The sequence below is a fragment of the Myxococcus qinghaiensis genome, from assembly GCF_024198215.1.
GTDB lineage: Bacteria > Myxococcota > Myxococcia > Myxococcales > Myxococcaceae > Myxococcus > Myxococcus qinghaiensis.
In genome coordinates, this window is the sequence record NZ_JAKCFA010000021.1 from 178,330 (window position 1) to 193,000 (window position 14,671).

The following is a 14,671-nucleotide window of genomic DNA, read 5'->3' on the forward strand; positions in this document are numbered from 1 at the left end:
CCCGGCTCAAGCTGAAGCTATGATGACGGGGCGGGCCACCTGGCCCGAAGACCTATCGCCGGGAGCGGACCTGGCACCTGAGCGAGGACAGCCCGTGGAAATCCGACGCCTCTCCGCACCCGCCTGGTCGGCGTTCAAGTCCTGGTTGCTCAAGTTGCCCGGCGTGCCCGTCTCCCGCCTCCGGCTGCTGACGGGGGGCTGTCCGGCGGAGGAGCTGCCCGCGCTCGCGAAGGAACTCAAGCGCGTGCGAGCCGACTTCAAGAAACGTCCCAACGAAGTCTCCGCCCCCGCGGACGAGGGCCTCCGGAAGGACTACGCGGCGCTCGGTGTGCCCTGGTCCGCGTGGAGCGAGGTGGCGGGCGAGGTCCAGCGCGACCTGAAGCGCAAGCGGTACGCGCGTTGGACCGGAGTGGATGCGCTCGAGTTCCCCGAGGGGCCCTCCGCCCAGGACCTGGTGACCGTCTTGTTGTTCGGAGGCGTGGAGCAGGTCCGCGCCCATCTGCTGCGCCGCGCGTCGCTCGCCGCGGGCTCGCTGGAGGCGCTGTGGTGCCGCTGGCTGGCGGGTGAGCCGCTCGAACCCGAGACGCTGCGCGCGTTCGCGGGCTCGCCGGAGCGACTGGCGGAGCCCCTCTACACTCCAGGCCTCGAGGAGGTGCTGCCGCTGTACTTCGTCGAGCCGGACCCCGCACGGGCCGAGCGGGCGCTGGAGGTCGCCTCGGCCCAGCCAGGCTCGTCCCGGTCGCAACCGCTGATGGACTTCCTGCGCTCCCTGCTCGGCCTGTGGCGTCAGGACACTTCGGTGGAGGAGGTGAGGGCGCGCTTCGATGCGAGTGTCGCGACCGTCTCGCCCTCCGAAGTCTCATGGTTGAGCGCGCCCGCCTATCTGTATGGCCGATACATCGAGGCGCTCCCCGCACATGTGCTGTTGGAGCGGGTGGGCTCTCGTCTGGAGCGCATCGCCGTGCCCGCGCGAGTCGCCGATGTCCAGCCCGTGATGGAGGCCCTCGCCGCGCTCGAGGAGTTGACGGCGATGGGCCTGGGCCTCCGCGTGGAGCAGGGGCCCGGGATTGTGCTCCTCTCCGCACAGGAGCCGGAGACTGGGGGAGGGGACGAGTTCCTGTAGCGCGGCCGGTGGTGATGTCTCCGCGAACCACGGTGGAGACCGCGGCGTGTGCGTCTGCCACTCGCCGCGAGCCTGTCTCGCCGAGCCGCTGCTACGCCGAGCCGGGCTTTTCGCCGAGCCGCTTCGCTCGCTCCTCGGCCTCGCCCGGCACGTCGAACTCCGACGGGTCGAACAGCGGCCGGAGTTCGACCTCCATCTCTTCACCGTCCTGCACGAGGAGGCTGAACGGCGCGCGCCTAGCCCACTCGATGGCCTCGGCGAACGTCTTGACCTCAAGCAGGCTGTAGCCGGCGATCAGCTCCTTGGCTTCGGCGAACGGGCCATCAATCACCTTGCACTGGGCCTTGGTGTACTGCACGCGCGCGCCGCGACTCATCGGCGTGAGGCCGGCGAGGTCGAGCAGCACGCCGGCCTTCCGCAACTCCTCGTTGAATTCGTGCATCGCGGCCAGCGCCTCCTGGGTCGGCTTCTGGCCCGCTTCGGTTTGCTGGGTCGCCTTCACCATCATCATGACCTTCATCGCGTGTCTCCTCGGGGCTCGGTTGGGGGCTCCAGGGAGGCGACGAACAGCGCGCCGCTGGATCGACACCCCCGATGCGGATTTTCGCCGCGCCGGTGGTGACGTCACTCGAAGCGACGCTCCCCTGGCCGTGCACAGGGTTGACTTGATTCAAAAGCCTAGGGGGCAATCGGCGCCAGGAGTGGTTCGCCTGGCGTGGACGCCCGCCGATACGCGCCGGGGCCCACGCCCCAGCGACGCTTGAAGGCCTTGCTGAAGGCGGGCGCGCTCTTGTAGCCCGCGCGTTCGGCGATGGCCTCCAGGCTGTCGTCGGACTCATGCAGCCACCGCGCGGAGCGGGTCATCCGCCAGTTCGACAGGTAGTTCAAGGGTGTCTCCCCCACCAGCGAGTGGAAGCGCGCGGCGAACCCGGAGCGTGACAGGCCCACGGCCGAGGCCAGCCGCTCCACCGTCCAGGGCGTGCCTGGCTGCTCGTGCATCAGGGCCAGCGCGTTCCCGACGGTTGGATCCGCCAGCGCCCTCCACCCCGCCTCCCCAGCCCGCGCGAGCAGCGACTGGGCACGCAGCGCCTGCACCAGCAGTACGTCCGCCAGACGGCCGAGCACCAGGGCGCTCCCTGGCCCTGGCGCGGCGGTCTCCGCGGAGAGGAGCTGCACGGTGGCGGCGAGCAACGGCGTCCTGCCGGATTCCTGCGTGGACAGGTGGATGATGGACGGGAAGGCCCGCAGCAGCGGGTGCGTGGGGTCCACGCCGAACTGGAAGCAGCCGGTGATCAACGTGGTGGCCGCGCCCGGCCCTCCCAGCCGGGCGGCCGTTCCCGACGAAGCCCGGAGCTGCTGCTGGGGGATGAAGTCGCGAGGAACCTTCCGGGTGCCGTCATCCAGCACGTGGGCAGGGGCGCGGGGCAGGAGCACCACGTCGCCAGCGGACACGAACACCGGTTCAACCAGGCCCTCCACCTGGAGGCGCAGTCCTCCCCGCGCCACCACGTAGAAGGACGCATTGGCCTTGCGGGGCAGTCGCAGCGCCCACGGCGCACCCAGCTCGAAGCGACCGAAGAGCAGCGTCTTGAACCGCAGCGTCTCCAGGACATCGGAAACCACGTCGGTCTTTTCATCTGGCATCGCTGGACGCTCTGACAGTTCTTTTGGACGCAGTGACATTGAGCGTCCATAACGACATGCACATTCTAGATCCATCCCGTTGATGGAGATTCCCCATGGAGCTTGCCGATTCAACTTCCGACCTCTCCCGCCTGATGGACGCGCACCTCGCGATCAGCGGCACGAAGGAGCAGGCATGAAGCCGCGCATCCTCGTCACCGGCGCCTCTGGCAACACGGGTCGTCCCATCGCTCAAGCACTGGCCTCGGAAGGGTTTCGGGTGAGGACCGCCACGCGGAGCACGACACCCCGCTCCCCTTGACCGAGCACGTCCGCTTCGACTGGACGGCCCCCACCACGCACGAAGCCGCGGTGGACGGCGTGGACCGGATGTACCTGCTGGTGCCCGCGATGGCGGACCCGTCCCCCCTCATGATTTCGTTCATCGAACGCGCGATGGCCAGGGGCGTGCGGCGCGTCGTCCTGCTCGGCGCCTCCGCCATCGCGGAGGGAAGCCCTGGACTGGGGCAGGTGCACCGCTTCCTGCGCGAGCACGCCCCGGAGTGGAGCGTGCTGCAGCCGTCGTGGTTCATGCAGAACTTCTCCAACCCCCAGAACCAGCACGGGGCCAGCGTCCGGCGCAATGGCCTGCTGATGACCTCCACGGGCAAGGGGCGCGTCGGGTTCGTGGACGCGGCGGACATCGCGGCGGTTGGCGTCCGGGCACTCGCGGACGAGCCCTCCCATGACACCGCGCACGTCATCACCGGCCCCCAGGCGCTGAGCTACGACGACGTCGCGGCGGAGCTGTCCCGGGTGTCGGGCCGTCCCATCCGGCATGTGCATGCGAGCCTGGAGGAGGTGCGCCGGCACCTCCAGGAGGGGACGGGCATGCCGGAGGCCTACGCGAGCCTGCTCGCAAGCCTGGATGTGCCCATCCGGGAGGGGGCCGAGGACCGCGTGACGGACACCGTGCTGCGCGTCACCGGGCGGGCACCGCGCACGTTCGAAGCCTTCGCCCAGGCCCACGCCCGCGCCTGGCGTTGACACGACAGGCGCTCCCCGTCGTCAAAGGCGTTGTCGGCTCGGCTGACGTGCCGGACCGCCAGTGCACCCAGGCGCGCCTCGCTCACGCGCCTTGGCTCCAGGGTGGCCTTGACGCGCTCATGACGCTGACGGCGGCGCGGAGTCCGCTGAGGCAGGCGAAACGCGCTACGCCGTGCGCGGCGGTCCGAACCATCGGGTCAGGGCCTCACGCAGACCCTGGTCCGTGCCCTCGCCCACCCACGCGACGTGTCCGTCCGGTCGAATCAGCACCGCGACGGGCGCCGTGACAGCGCCGAGCGCCGGGAGCTCCCACGCTCCCGTGTAGCGAGCAGCGACCGTCCGGACCCGGTCCGCCCAGGGCGTGACGTCGAGCGTGCCGGGCTCGCCCAGGTCGAGCAGCACCGGCCGCGCCCCGTGCAACAGGTGGAACACGCGCCGCGGGCCGTCGTCGGTGACCAGGTCGAGGTCCGGCATGCGGCGGCCGAGCAGCGGGTGTCCGTTGCCCAGGTCGTAGTGGACGTCCAGTCCCGACATCATCGCCGCGTACTGCTTGCGGGGTCCGTCCATCCGCAGCAACTCCGCCAGCGTCTCGCGCACGGCGTCCATCCGCGCGTCGCCGCGGCTCAGCGCCGTCTGCGCCATGGTCTTCCGCAGCGCACGGGCCGCGACGGGATGCCGCTCGGCCTGGTACGTGTCGAGCAGGCTCTCCGGCGAGACGCCGCGCACGACCTGGGCCAGCTTCCACCCCAGGTTCACGGCATCCTGCACGCCGAGGTTGAGCCCCTGTCCGCCCATGGGCGAGTGCACGTGGGCCGCGTCGCCGGCCAGGAGCACCCGCCCGGTGCGGTAGGACGCCGCCTGCCGCGTCATGTCGGTGAACCTGGAGAGGGACGTGGCGCCGCGCAGGCCGTAGTCCGTCCCGTAGAGCGCGATGAGCCCCTCGCGCAGAACCTCCAGGGTCGGCGCGTCGCCCGTGCTGACCTGCTCCTCTCTCAGCACGACGCCTACACGGCCACCCTCCATCGGGCCCATGGCGTAGGTGCCCTTCTCGTCCCGGCGGATGCCGAAGGCCGGCGCTCCGGTCATCTCGACCTCGGCGATGAGGTAGCTGATGGACGCGTCCCACCCCGGGAACTCGATGCCCGCCGACTTGCGGACGAGGCTGCGCCCCCCGTCGCACCCGACGAGGTACTTCGCCCGCAACGCACGGCCATCGGACAGCTCGACGTCGACGCCGGTGCCGTCCTGCGCGAAGCCCGTCACCTCGCACCCCCGGTAGATGGGCACCGCCAGCTCGCCCACCCACTCCGCCAGGATGCGCTCGAAGCGCTCCTGCATGAGCGCGAGCCCGTGGTTGTGACGCGTCGGGAAGTCACTGAGGTCCAGGGGCGCCTGTCCGAACGCGACGTTCTGGACCGCCTGCCCTTGCGAGACGAAGCGCTCGACGACCCCGCGCTGGTCGAGCACCTCCAGGCTGCGCGCGTGCAGTCCGCGCGAGCGCGAGCCGGTGACCTCCTGACTGGCGCGCCGCTCGACGATGGCCACGTCCACCTGCGCCAACGCCAGCTCCGCCGCCAGCATCAGCCCGGTCGGGCCTCCTCCAGCAATCACCACCGCGTGCTGTGTCACCACGTCCGTGTGCATCTCGTCCTCCTGCTCCTTGAGCGAAACGGACGACGGTGGAGCATGACCGGGGGGGCTTGCGGCAATACCCGGGGTCTGGCATTTGCTGGCAGTGGAAAGAGCGGCGAGGGTCTCCGTGGCTCCTCCAGCGGCCCTTCTCGAATCCCTGGGAGGCGCGCGCGACTGACTTCCGCGCCGACTGGAGATGGGACGCGACGGCCTCGTGCGCCTCGCTTACTCGAGCGGGCCATGGTGCCCCGTGCCCACGGCGGTAAAGGCAGGCGCTACGTCACGGCGTGGCGACCGTGCCGACGTCTAGGCCAGGGGCACCGTGAAGCGGAACGTCGCGCCATGTCCCCACTCACTCTCCACCCAGATTCGGCCACCATGCGCGTCGACGATTCCTCTCGAGATGGCGAGCCCCTGGCCGGTTCCCCTGTATTTCGCCTCGCCGCTGCGCCAGTACCGGTCGAAAAGATGCTTGATGTCGTCCACGCGAATTCCAGGGCCATCATCCGCGACCGCGAACACGCTCTGGTTCTCGTGCGCCTCGACCTTGAGGGTGATGTGCCCGCCCGCCGCGGTGACCTTGGTGGCGTTGCCGACCAGGTTGGACAGGACCTGGAGGATGCGATCCCTGTCGCAGAAGATCTTCGGGAGCCGCGGCTCGACCTCGAAGGTCATCTTCAGCCGATGCTCCTTCGCGACGCGCTCGAAGCTCGCCAGTGTCTCGTTGATCATCGAGCCCGCGTCATTGGGCTGGCGCTTGATGGAGAGCTGCCCGAGCTCGATGCTCGCGAAGTCGAGCAGGTCGTCGATGAGCCGCATCATGCGCTCGGCCGCGCGTTGGATTCGCCCGATGCCCTGTGAAATTTCGGTCGCCTGCCCCTCGAGCGCTCCTCGCTGCGCGAGCGCGCCGGCGGCCATGAAGATGGTCGAGAGCGGATTCTTCAGGTCGTGGGAGACCACCCCGAGGATCTGCTCACGCACCCGTACCGAGAGCTGCGACTGCTTGTAGAGTCGGGCGTTCTCGCTGGCGAGCGCCTCGTATTTGTCACTCAAGCTCTCGGCGACGAGGCGGTCGCGATCTGACGTGGCGCCCCGCTCCTCCGCCTGGGCGCGCTCGTCCTCGGCGTCTTCGCGTCGGGTGATGTCTCGCCGCCACGCCCGGTCGCGATCGAGCGCGATCGCGAGTTGATTGGCGATGGCGTTGACGAAGATCAGGTCCTTCTTGTCGAGGGCCATGGCCGCCTCGAGCTGAAGGGCACCAAAGAGCGAGTGCTGGGCCACCACGAGCGGGATGACGATGAACCGCTTCTCGGCGTCCCCTTGGCGTAGCTCCTGCCTGGGTAGCAGGGTCTTGCCCGGCTGCTCAGTGAGTGCGAGGGACTCGGTCGATTCCGCCCCGACGAGATAGGCGTAGGAGTCCTCCGCGTGCCGCCTGACCGCTTGCATCCGTTCGGAGTCCTGAAGCTCGGACGGCCAGGTGATCATCCGCGATTGGCCGTTCTCCGTCTGGATGAGGACCGCACTGCGCAGGGGCAGCGACTGCGCGAGGATGCCAAGCGCGGGGTCGAAGGACTGCGCGACGCTCTCGAAGCTCGCGAACAGCTTGCTGATTTCATACAGGTGCTCGAGCCGTCGATAGGCCTGCTCCAGGCTCGCGAATGAAGGGTCGGCGGGAGGCAGGCCACGCGTGCGCGGTCCGCGCGCCTCCTCTCGCGTGTCAGGGTGCGACGCTTTCTTTCGCCGACCAGGGCTCATCTTCGTCTCGTATCGTCGTGCCGTGACAGATGCCTGGTTTCCTCGGGGGCGGCCCAGGAAGGCGTCGGGAGCTCGCTCACGGACGAGCCGATTCGCAGCCCTCCGTGCGAGACCGTCATGAAATGGGTGCGTCTGTCATGCTCACTGCCTCGAGTCTTCACGACCGTCAGCGTAGGCGCCAGGCGGCCCGCAGCTTCCTCGTAGCGCAGCATGAGCAGGTTGTCGGCGACGGGGGAGAGCCCCTGGTCGGTGACTCGCTCCATGGAGAAGAGCGAGGCCGACTCGAGCGTGAGGACGCTGGTGATACCGAGGGTCTTGAAGCGGACCACCAGCTTGTAGAGCACGTGTCGGAACTCGTCGATGGGCGTGTGAGCCGTCAGCAGCTGCGTCGCGGCGTCGAGCACGACGCGCGAGGCCTTCAGCGCCTGGAGTTGGTCCGACAGCACGGTCAGGAACTGCCCCGCGCGCAGGTGCTCTCGGGAGACGTAGAGGACCTGGATGAGGCCCGCGTCGAGCTGCGCGCGCAGCGGCAAGCCCAGGGCCTCGGCGCTGGCGAGCAGCTGCTCGGGTCCCTCCTCCATCGAGACATAGAGGCCCGGCTCCCCAACCCTGGCGCCCTCCAGGAGGAACTGGATTCCGAAGGTGCTCTTGCCGACGCCCGCGCTGCCGGAGACGAGGGTGGCGCTTCGCCTGAGCAACCCACCGCCCATCAGCCCGTCCAACCCGGGAGTGCCGGAGCCCAGCCGGGAGGAAATCTCGAGCGCGGGGGGAGGGGCCTCCACGCGGAGCTCTTCCCCGTAACGAGGGAAGATGGAGACCCCCCCGGCGCCAATGGCCATGGCGTGGCGGCCCTTGAGGTGCGCGGTGTTGCGGAGCTTGTACACCTCGATGTAGCGCTCGCGCTCCAGGCCTTCCTCGGTGGAGCTGAGGATGATGACGCCGTCCACCACGGTCTCCTCGACGCCCCTCCGGCTGACCTGGCGGGAGCCGTAGGGGATGTCGGTGGGGAAGAAGCCGACGGCCTGGGCGTTCTGGACGATGCTGCAGAGGTGGAAGACCTTCTCGCGGCTGAGCTGCGGGTCCGTCACCTTGTCCAGGAACACCGAGATGGAGTCGATGACCACGCGCCGGGCCTTCATGGCCTTGATGCGCTCGCGAATCATCAAGAGGTGGGCCTCCACCATGATGTCGGGCTGGGGAATGAAGACGATCTCCACCATGCCGCGCTCAATCTCCCGGTCGAGCTCCCAGCCCAGGCCCTTCGCGGCGGCGCGGAGGCGCTCCGCGCTCTCCTCGAAAGAGAAGAGGATGCTCTTCTCGCCCGCGAGGGCGCCCCGGTAGATGAACTCGAGCGAGAGGACCGTCTTTCCGGTGCCCGCGACGCCGCTGAGCAGGAGGCTGGACCCCCAGGGGATGCCGGGCCCGAGAAGCTCGTCGAGCTTGGTGATGTGAGTCTTGCAGCGCTCTTGTGACTCCTCCGGAATCGACTCGCGTTTGATGGCCTCGCGGGGCGCGAACATCTCCAGGCCGCTGGAGGTGATGAGGAAGGGGTGCTCGTCCCGGCTGTGGTCCGTCCCCCGCATCTTGACGATTCGGAAGAAGCGCTGCTGCTCGCCCTGGGACACGCGCTGGGAGAGGACGAGGAGGCCGTCGACGATGGAGAAGAGGGGATTGCTCTCGTAGTCGGCGGGCCCGTACTCGCCGAGGAGCAGGGAGGTGGTCTCCCAGGCCATCAGGTTCACGGCGATTTCATAGCCGAACGTCCGGAGCTCCTCCTTGGAGGTCGCCAGGTCGTCAAAGGCCTTGAAGCTGTCGATGACGACGATGTCTGGCTGGACCTGCTTGAGGTTGTCCATGATGAGCGCGAGGGCCGCATCGAAGCTCCTCATCCGCAGCATGGCGCCGAGGTCCACGAACTTGACGCCCTCCTCGAACTTCTTCGGGTCGAAGAACGAGAACTGCTGGAGGTGCCGCAGCGTCTTCGCGGTCGGCTCCGAGAGGGTGTTGAAGGCGAGGACGCGGTGGGCGGCCGAGGCGTTGTGGAAGCAGAGCTGCTGGGTGAGCGTCGTCTTGCCCGAGCCGGGCGGGCCGCACACGGCGGTGACGGAGCCCTTGGGCAGGCCGCCCTTGAAGAGCTCGTCGAGGTTGGGGACGCCCGTCTGGAGGCGGGGGATTTCGATTCGCTTCGTCATGACGTTGTGTCCTCGCCCGCGGTGACGCGTGGAGGAACCGCCTCCGGAAGTGCGACTTTGGAGAGCTCCGCATGCAGCTCCGGCGTGAGGATTTCAGCGGTCAGGTTGCCGAGCACGGTGAGGAACTCCACGAGCACGAAGCGACTTCCTTCCCTCAGTCCGGCGTCGTGCCCGGCGCGGACGTGCTCCCGGAGCTCCGCGAACTGGAGCCCCTTCAGCCGTTCGACCTTGAGGGACGAGAAGAGCGGGAACCGCTCGGAGGCATTGTGCAGAACGCGTCCAGCGATGGCGGTCAGCGTCACTTCGCCCAGCGTGGTCAGCGTCTGTTTCCACAGCGCGGTGAGTGCCGCTTCGAAGAGCTGGAGAAAGGCCTCCGCCGACAAATTCCTGGCGGCCCGGTCCAGCCAGGCGTCGACGCAGGCCTCGTGCTGACCTTCGTCAAGCAAGGTTTCCCCCAGCCGCCTGAGCGACCCGTGCCTCTGCTGGAAGAGCGTCGCCCCTGCACTGCCCGCCCTGAAGGAGGAAGGTGCTCAGCGTGGCGGAGGGGGCGCTCACGTTCTCACGGGTGCTGGACGAAGGTGGGGCCGCCAGGGAGGCGGCTCGTTGGGTGCATCCCTGGAGTGCTTTGACTGCCCAGCGCATTCATTTCCGCCCTCATCGCCTCTGTCGTCCCGTCGCGATGGACGGAGAAGTACGAACTTCGGCACAGGCGGACGCGCGTGTGCGTCAGACCGGCGCAGGCGCGGGGCTGATACTCCAGGGCAATATAGGAACGACTATTTATTCGAGGAGTGGTTGACAGACTGGGCGGGGGCCAGCCCGTACGCCAGCAAATACGACAGGGCGGTAGGAAATACTGACTCCGTCCACTCGCGCGAGCAGTCCGCCAGCGACCGCGCCGCCGCTCCGGATGAGGGTCAGACGGTCCCGCCGTCGTCGGAGAGGGTGGGCGCTCATCCTCCTGTCCGAAGTGGACTTCCAGGCCACGGGTGTCGCCGGGAGGGCGGAGCGAATGGATGCGGGAAGGAGGTGTCCGCCTTCCTTGTCCAGGCGCTGATGCAGCCCATTCTCCACGTCCCAATGCGCACGCACCAGGGGCCATGGCTTCGGCATGGGTGGGATTGAGGGGGCGGGCGAAGTCGTGCAACTCGCGGCTTGTCTCCGTCTTGTCCGCAGCAAAGACAGTCTGCTCCCGCACCAGAGTCGAGTTCACGGCGCTGACGAGTCTGGGATTGGACAGGCGAGCCACACAGGTCCGCCTCCGGTCTCTTCGCCGGCATGCGGCCGACCGCGAAACGCTGACCGCCGACCCGTGAGGGTGTGTGACGGGGGCTTCGCCGAAGGCTCTGGGGCGCCGTGCTTCACCACCCAGTCGAGCACCCGGCGTGCCCGCGTGGAGAGCTGCCTGCGTGAGGGGTACACCGCGAAGAGCTCTCGCGGCTCCAGGGTGCGCCCCTTCACGGTGAGCGGCACGAGTGCCTTGCCATGCGGGTCGACCATCTCCCTGGGCGCGCTGACCACGCCCAGGCCCTCCTGGGCGGCCACCATCGCCACCCGTGGGTCGTTCACCGTGACGCGAACATCCGTCGGTCGGACCTCTTCCACTGCGCCGTCACGGCGGCGCAGGCGCCACACCCCACGAGGCAGCGTCATCACCGCCGGCACCTTCTCGAGCGCCTCCCGGGTCAGCTGAGTCTGTCCCTTCAAGGTGTCCTGCACGAAGCGAGGGGAGGCCGCGAACACCGACTCGATGCTCCATAGCCGCCGCGCCACCAACTCGGCGTCCCGGATGGGGCCCACCCGGAAGGCGAGGTCGAACCCCTCTTCCACCAGGTCCACCACGGAGTTGGTGAGCGTCAGCTCCACATCCACTCGCGGATGCTGGGCCGCGAAGGAGAACAGCAAGGGGGCGATGCGCTGGGCGCCAGAAGTCACGGGCGCCGTCACCCGCAGCCTGCCGGCGGGTTCTTCCTCCCGGTCCACGGACTGGTCGAGCACCTCGCCAAGCTGGTCCAGCAGCGGTCCTGCTCGCTCCAGCAGCCGAGTCCCTTCCAGCGTCAACCCCACGCGCCGCGAGGTGCGTTGGAGGAGCCGGGTCCCCAGCGTCTCCTCCAGGAGCGCTATCCGGCGGCTGACCGTGCTGGTGGGAATCCCCAGTCGTTTGGCGGCCTCCACGAAGCTCAGCTGCCGAGCCACGGCCACGAAGAGGCTCAGGTTCTCGCTGACCATCATTCCATTCATGAGATGGAGCCTTTCATATCATCCCATGGTTGCAACCCTGGCCACGCGGTAGGCATGGGACATGACCCTTGAACAACAACATGTCGTGGTGGTGGGAGGCTCTTCTGGCATTGGACTCGGAGTGGCCAGGGCCGCGCTGGAGCAAGGCGCCTCCGTGACGCTCGTGAGCCGCTCCACCGACAAGCTGGCTCGAGCCGCTGCCCTGCTCGAAAACCCTGGCCGCGTGCGGACCTGCGCCGCGGATGTCACGAAGGAGGACGCGGTGCGCCAGCTCTTCGAGGCGCTTCCGCCCGTGAATCACGTGGTCGTCACGGCGGTGGAGGCTCGCTACCTCGGCATCCGAGAGATGGATTTCGCCGCCGCGCGCCGCATCTTCGACTCCAAGTTGATGGCGGCGTTCCATGTCGCCAGGCATGCCCGGCTCCAGCCCGGTGGTTCACTCGTCTTCACCACGGGGATTGCGTCGGTCCGCCCCATGCCCAACGGCTCTGTCATCGCGGCGGTGAACGGTGCCATCGAGGCCGCGGTGCGCGCCTGGGCCTTGGAGCTCGCGCCGGTGCGGGTGAATGCCCTGTCGCCGGGTTGGATTGACACCCCCGTCTGGGACGCCATCGCGGGGGACACCAAGGGCCAGGTCTTCGAGCAGCACGCGCGTCGGCTCCCCGTGGGACGCATGGGCACCACCTCCGACCTGGGCCACGCGGCGCTGTTCCTCATGAGCAATGGGTTCACCACCGGCGAGGTGCTGCGCGTGGATGGTGGCCATCCCCTGGTCTGAGTGAGGGCCCCGGCGTGCTCGGAGGCCGGGCCTATGGCCGCGTGACGTGCACGAGGCTCGTCATCGCGTCCACGTACAGCGTCGTGTCGTCGGCATACAGCGGCAGCAGCGGGGTGACCGACACCTGATTCAGCTTCGTCTTGCGCAGCTGCTGCGTGGCCGGGTCCTTGAACACGGCGAACGGGACATCCTGGATGACGTAGGGCTCGCCATCCACGTGGCCGATGAGCATCAACACATGACCGGGGACGACGATGAGGTCACCTACCTGCGCCTGGGCCAGCGCGCGCAGCCGCTCGGCATGCGAGTCTCGCGCCGTGAAGAGGCGGTGGTTCAGCGCCGCGCTCTTGCCCTGCATTCCGGAGTTGGGCGGAAGGTACAGCCCCAGGCTGCGGTACACCTCGCTGGTCAGGCCGCTGCAGTCGCGCGCATTGAACTGGTGTCCCCAGCCGTAGCGCTCGCCGAGGAACTTGAACGCCTGGCGGAGGATGTTGGCACGGGTCAGCGGCAGATAGCCCGGCGCGGTGTCGGCGGTGCGGCGGAGCAGCGCACCCTGGAAGGCCAGGGTGCCGTCCTGCTCGCGCACCGGCAACAGCACCGGCCACGACGCGTAGCTGCTGGCGCCGTTGACGGGCTCGCCGGGGGCCACGTCGGCCCGCGGCAGCGCGACGCCCATGTCGAGCTCCAGCTCGGACACCGCGGGCGCTTCCGGCGTGAAGACCGTGCGCACCTGGTCGCCCGTGACGACACGCCCGGGCGCCTTCGCCGCGTAGGAGAACACCGCGTCCGCCGAGCCCTCCGCGACATCCGCGCGCCGGACCCATGCGGGGCCCTGGGTCGTGAACACAAACAGCCATTGCTGGTCCGCGCTGTGGTGCGCGATGACGACCGGCTCGCCCGGGAACAGGTTGCCGGCCTGGAGGCTCTCGTAGTCGCGCAGGTTCTCCGCCGCGAAGAAGCGCTGGTCGGACGGCAGTGCCCGCAGGGGTGTGCGCCGCACGCTGAGGCCGTAGCGCGCGGTGGAGGCTTCGGGGATGTGCTCGGGCGCGGCGTTCCGGCGAGGCTCCTGGAGCATCGCCTCCGTCACCGGCCGGCCCTGTTCGTCGATGACCGCCTTGATGGGCGTCTGCTGCGCATCCTTCACCCAGCCGGCGACCTGCGCCCGCGTCAGCGTGGCCGGAATGCGCTTCAAGTCGATGAAGCCGCCATCCGGACCGAAGGCGCGCAGGCGCTTCGCCGCCACCTGGTCGGCATCGAGCAGCACCTCGTCGGGAGACGGCGCGCGGCGAATCCAGAACTCGGGCGACAGCATGTCTTCGCTGAACGCGGGCACCCCGGACGGAGACACGGCGAGCGAGGACGGCGCGGCGCAGGCGCCAAGGCTGGCGGTGGACCCCAGCACCGCGAGCGAGAGAATCCGCATACGCCAGGTGCGTGCGCCAGCCCGGTACGTCGTCGCACGGGGCTGCGGGGAGGGGGAGGCCAGGCGGCTCATTCGTTCAACTCCCTGAGGGGAAGACGCCTCCAGGTGGCCCTGCCTGCGGGGGCGAGCAGGTCATCCCACTTGTGGCCGGTTGCTCACCCTCAGGCAACGGACTCTCAGCGCGAGCTATTTCTCAGGGGCGCGGCGTTTCACTGGGGCGCACTCCGACGAGGTCCGAGTGGCGGAGGCCGCTGTGACGGACGGTGGCGGCTGCTGCAGCGCTTCAGTCTTCCTCGTAGCAGACGCCGATTTCACGCAGCTCGACGGTCGACCACTCGGCGGCGGGACACTCGCTGGCGATGGTGAGCGCCTCTGCCCGGGTAGGGCAGTCGAAGAGGACGTAGCCTCCGACAATCTCCTTGGATTCGGCGAACGGGCCATCGCGGAGGGTGCGCTGGCCGTCTCGGACCTCGACCCGCACCCCTTCCGACACGGACCGGAGCGAGTCGCTGGCCCTCCATATCCCGCGAGCCTTGAGGCCCTCGACGAAGCCCACCATCCGCTCCATCTCGCGCTCTCCCTCCTCTTTCGTCCGGCTCCTCTTGCGCTTGCTCTCCTCCATGACCAACAGCATGTACGCCATCGCGTGCTCCGTTCGTGGGTGACTCCAGAGCGTCCCCCATCCGCCCGTCGAGCAGAAGCGTTTCCTGCGGCCAGGGGAGCCTCCCGCCAGACAGTCCCGCCAGGCGTTCTGGCACCGATGAGCTTCGCGCCTCGGGAGGTGGCCGAGGACCCCGAGACAGACACCGTGCCGCGCGTCACCGGGCGCGCACCGCGCACGTTCGAAGCCTTCGCCC

12 protein-coding genes are annotated in these 14,671 nt (G+C 68.8%); 3 read left to right on the plus strand and 9 right to left on the minus strand.

Annotated features, from left to right (window positions below; genetic code table 11):
* Positions 1-94 precede the first annotated feature (94 nt).
* Positions 95-1,123, plus strand: a complete 1,029-nt coding sequence (locus LZ199_RS33495; protein ID WP_253997820.1) for a hypothetical protein — start codon at positions 95-97, stop codon at positions 1,121-1,123.
* 91 nt (positions 1,124-1,214) lie between these two features.
* Here LZ199_RS33495 and LZ199_RS33500 read toward each other — a convergent pair whose 3' ends face one another.
* Together LZ199_RS33500 and LZ199_RS33505 are read right to left on the minus strand one after the other, a co-directional pair.
* A complete protein-coding gene (locus LZ199_RS33500; protein WP_253997821.1) occupies positions 1,215-1,643 on the minus strand; it encodes a YciI family protein in 429 nt (142 codons plus the stop codon).
* A gap of 158 nt (positions 1,644-1,801) precedes the next feature.
* Positions 1,802-2,746: an AraC family transcriptional regulator gene (locus LZ199_RS33505; protein ID WP_253997822.1), complete on the minus strand. Its 945-nt coding sequence runs from the start codon at positions 2,744-2,746 to the stop codon at positions 1,802-1,804.
* Positions 2,747-3,064: 318 nt separating this feature from the next.
* Here LZ199_RS33505 and LZ199_RS33510 point away from each other — a divergent pair, with 318 nt between their 5' ends.
* A complete protein-coding gene (locus LZ199_RS33510; protein WP_253997823.1) occupies positions 3,065-3,793 on the plus strand; it encodes an NmrA family NAD(P)-binding protein in 729 nt (242 codons plus the stop codon).
* 165 nt (positions 3,794-3,958) lie between these two features.
* Here the strand turns inward: LZ199_RS33510 and LZ199_RS33515 are convergent, their stop codons facing one another.
* The 5 genes from LZ199_RS33515 to LZ199_RS33535 form a co-directional block, all read right to left on the minus strand.
* Complete coding sequence (locus LZ199_RS33515) at positions 3,959-5,437, minus strand: FAD-dependent monooxygenase (RefSeq protein WP_253997824.1); 1,479 nt, start codon at positions 5,435-5,437, stop codon at positions 3,959-3,961.
* 294 nt (positions 5,438-5,731) lie between these two features.
* Entirely contained in the window at positions 5,732-7,180 is a 1,449-nt protein-coding gene (locus LZ199_RS33520; RefSeq protein WP_253997825.1) for a sensor histidine kinase, read from the minus strand.
* Complete coding sequence (locus LZ199_RS33525; RefSeq protein ID WP_253997826.1) at positions 7,177-9,372, minus strand: ATPase domain-containing protein; 2,196 nt, start codon at positions 9,370-9,372, stop codon at positions 7,177-7,179. Before LZ199_RS33525 ends, LZ199_RS33520 begins: the two co-directional genes overlap by 4 nt.
* Positions 9,369-9,818: a hypothetical protein gene (locus LZ199_RS33530; protein ID WP_253997827.1), complete on the minus strand. Its 450-nt coding sequence runs from the start codon at positions 9,816-9,818 to the stop codon at positions 9,369-9,371. The genes LZ199_RS33525 and LZ199_RS33530 overlap by 4 nt, the downstream gene beginning before the upstream one ends.
* Before the next feature lie 763 nt (positions 9,819-10,581).
* Entirely contained in the window at positions 10,582-11,613 is a 1,032-nt protein-coding gene (locus LZ199_RS33535; protein ID WP_253997828.1) for a LysR family transcriptional regulator, read from the minus strand.
* 61 nt (positions 11,614-11,674) lie between these two features.
* Here LZ199_RS33535 and LZ199_RS33540 point away from each other — a divergent pair, with 61 nt between their 5' ends.
* A complete protein-coding gene (locus LZ199_RS33540) occupies positions 11,675-12,391 on the plus strand; it encodes an SDR family oxidoreductase (protein WP_253997829.1) in 717 nt (238 codons plus the stop codon).
* A gap of 31 nt (positions 12,392-12,422) precedes the next feature.
* Here the strand turns inward: LZ199_RS33540 and LZ199_RS33545 are convergent, their stop codons facing one another.
* On the minus strand, positions 12,423-13,886 hold the full coding sequence (locus LZ199_RS33545; RefSeq protein WP_253997830.1) for an SH3 domain-containing protein: 1,464 nt from the start codon (positions 13,884-13,886) through the stop codon (positions 12,423-12,425).
* 211 nt (positions 13,887-14,097) lie between these two features.
* Positions 14,098-14,457 carry a YciI family protein gene (locus LZ199_RS33550; RefSeq protein WP_253997831.1) on the minus strand — a complete coding sequence of 120 codons (360 nt, stop codon included), beginning with the start codon at positions 14,455-14,457 and terminating at the stop codon, positions 14,098-14,100.
* Positions 14,458-14,671 lie beyond the last annotated feature (214 nt).

Coding starts and splice junctions, on each gene's coding strand:
- LZ199_RS33525 (WP_253997826.1), bottom strand. CDS start 9,372: ATGACGAAGCGAATCGAAATCCCCCGCCTCCAGACGGGCGTCCCCAAC.
- LZ199_RS33520 (WP_253997825.1), bottom strand. CDS start 7,180: ATGAGCCCTGGTCGGCGAAAGAAAGCGTCGCACCCTGACACGCGAGAG.
- LZ199_RS33550 (WP_253997831.1), bottom strand. CDS start 14,457: ATGGCGTACATGCTGTTGGTCATGGAGGAGAGCAAGCGCAAGAGGAGC.
- LZ199_RS33515 (WP_253997824.1), bottom strand. CDS start 5,437: ATGCACACGGACGTGGTGACACAGCACGCGGTGGTGATTGCTGGAGGA.
- LZ199_RS33535 (WP_253997828.1), bottom strand. CDS start 11,613: ATGAATGGAATGATGGTCAGCGAGAACCTGAGCCTCTTCGTGGCCGTG.
- LZ199_RS33500 (WP_253997821.1), bottom strand. CDS start 1,643: ATGAAGGTCATGATGATGGTGAAGGCGACCCAGCAAACCGAAGCGGGC.
- LZ199_RS33540 (WP_253997829.1), top strand. CDS start 11,675: ATGACCCTTGAACAACAACATGTCGTGGTGGTGGGAGGCTCTTCTGGC.
- LZ199_RS33545 (WP_253997830.1), bottom strand. CDS start 13,886: ATGAGCCGCCTGGCCTCCCCCTCCCCGCAGCCCCGTGCGACGACGTAC.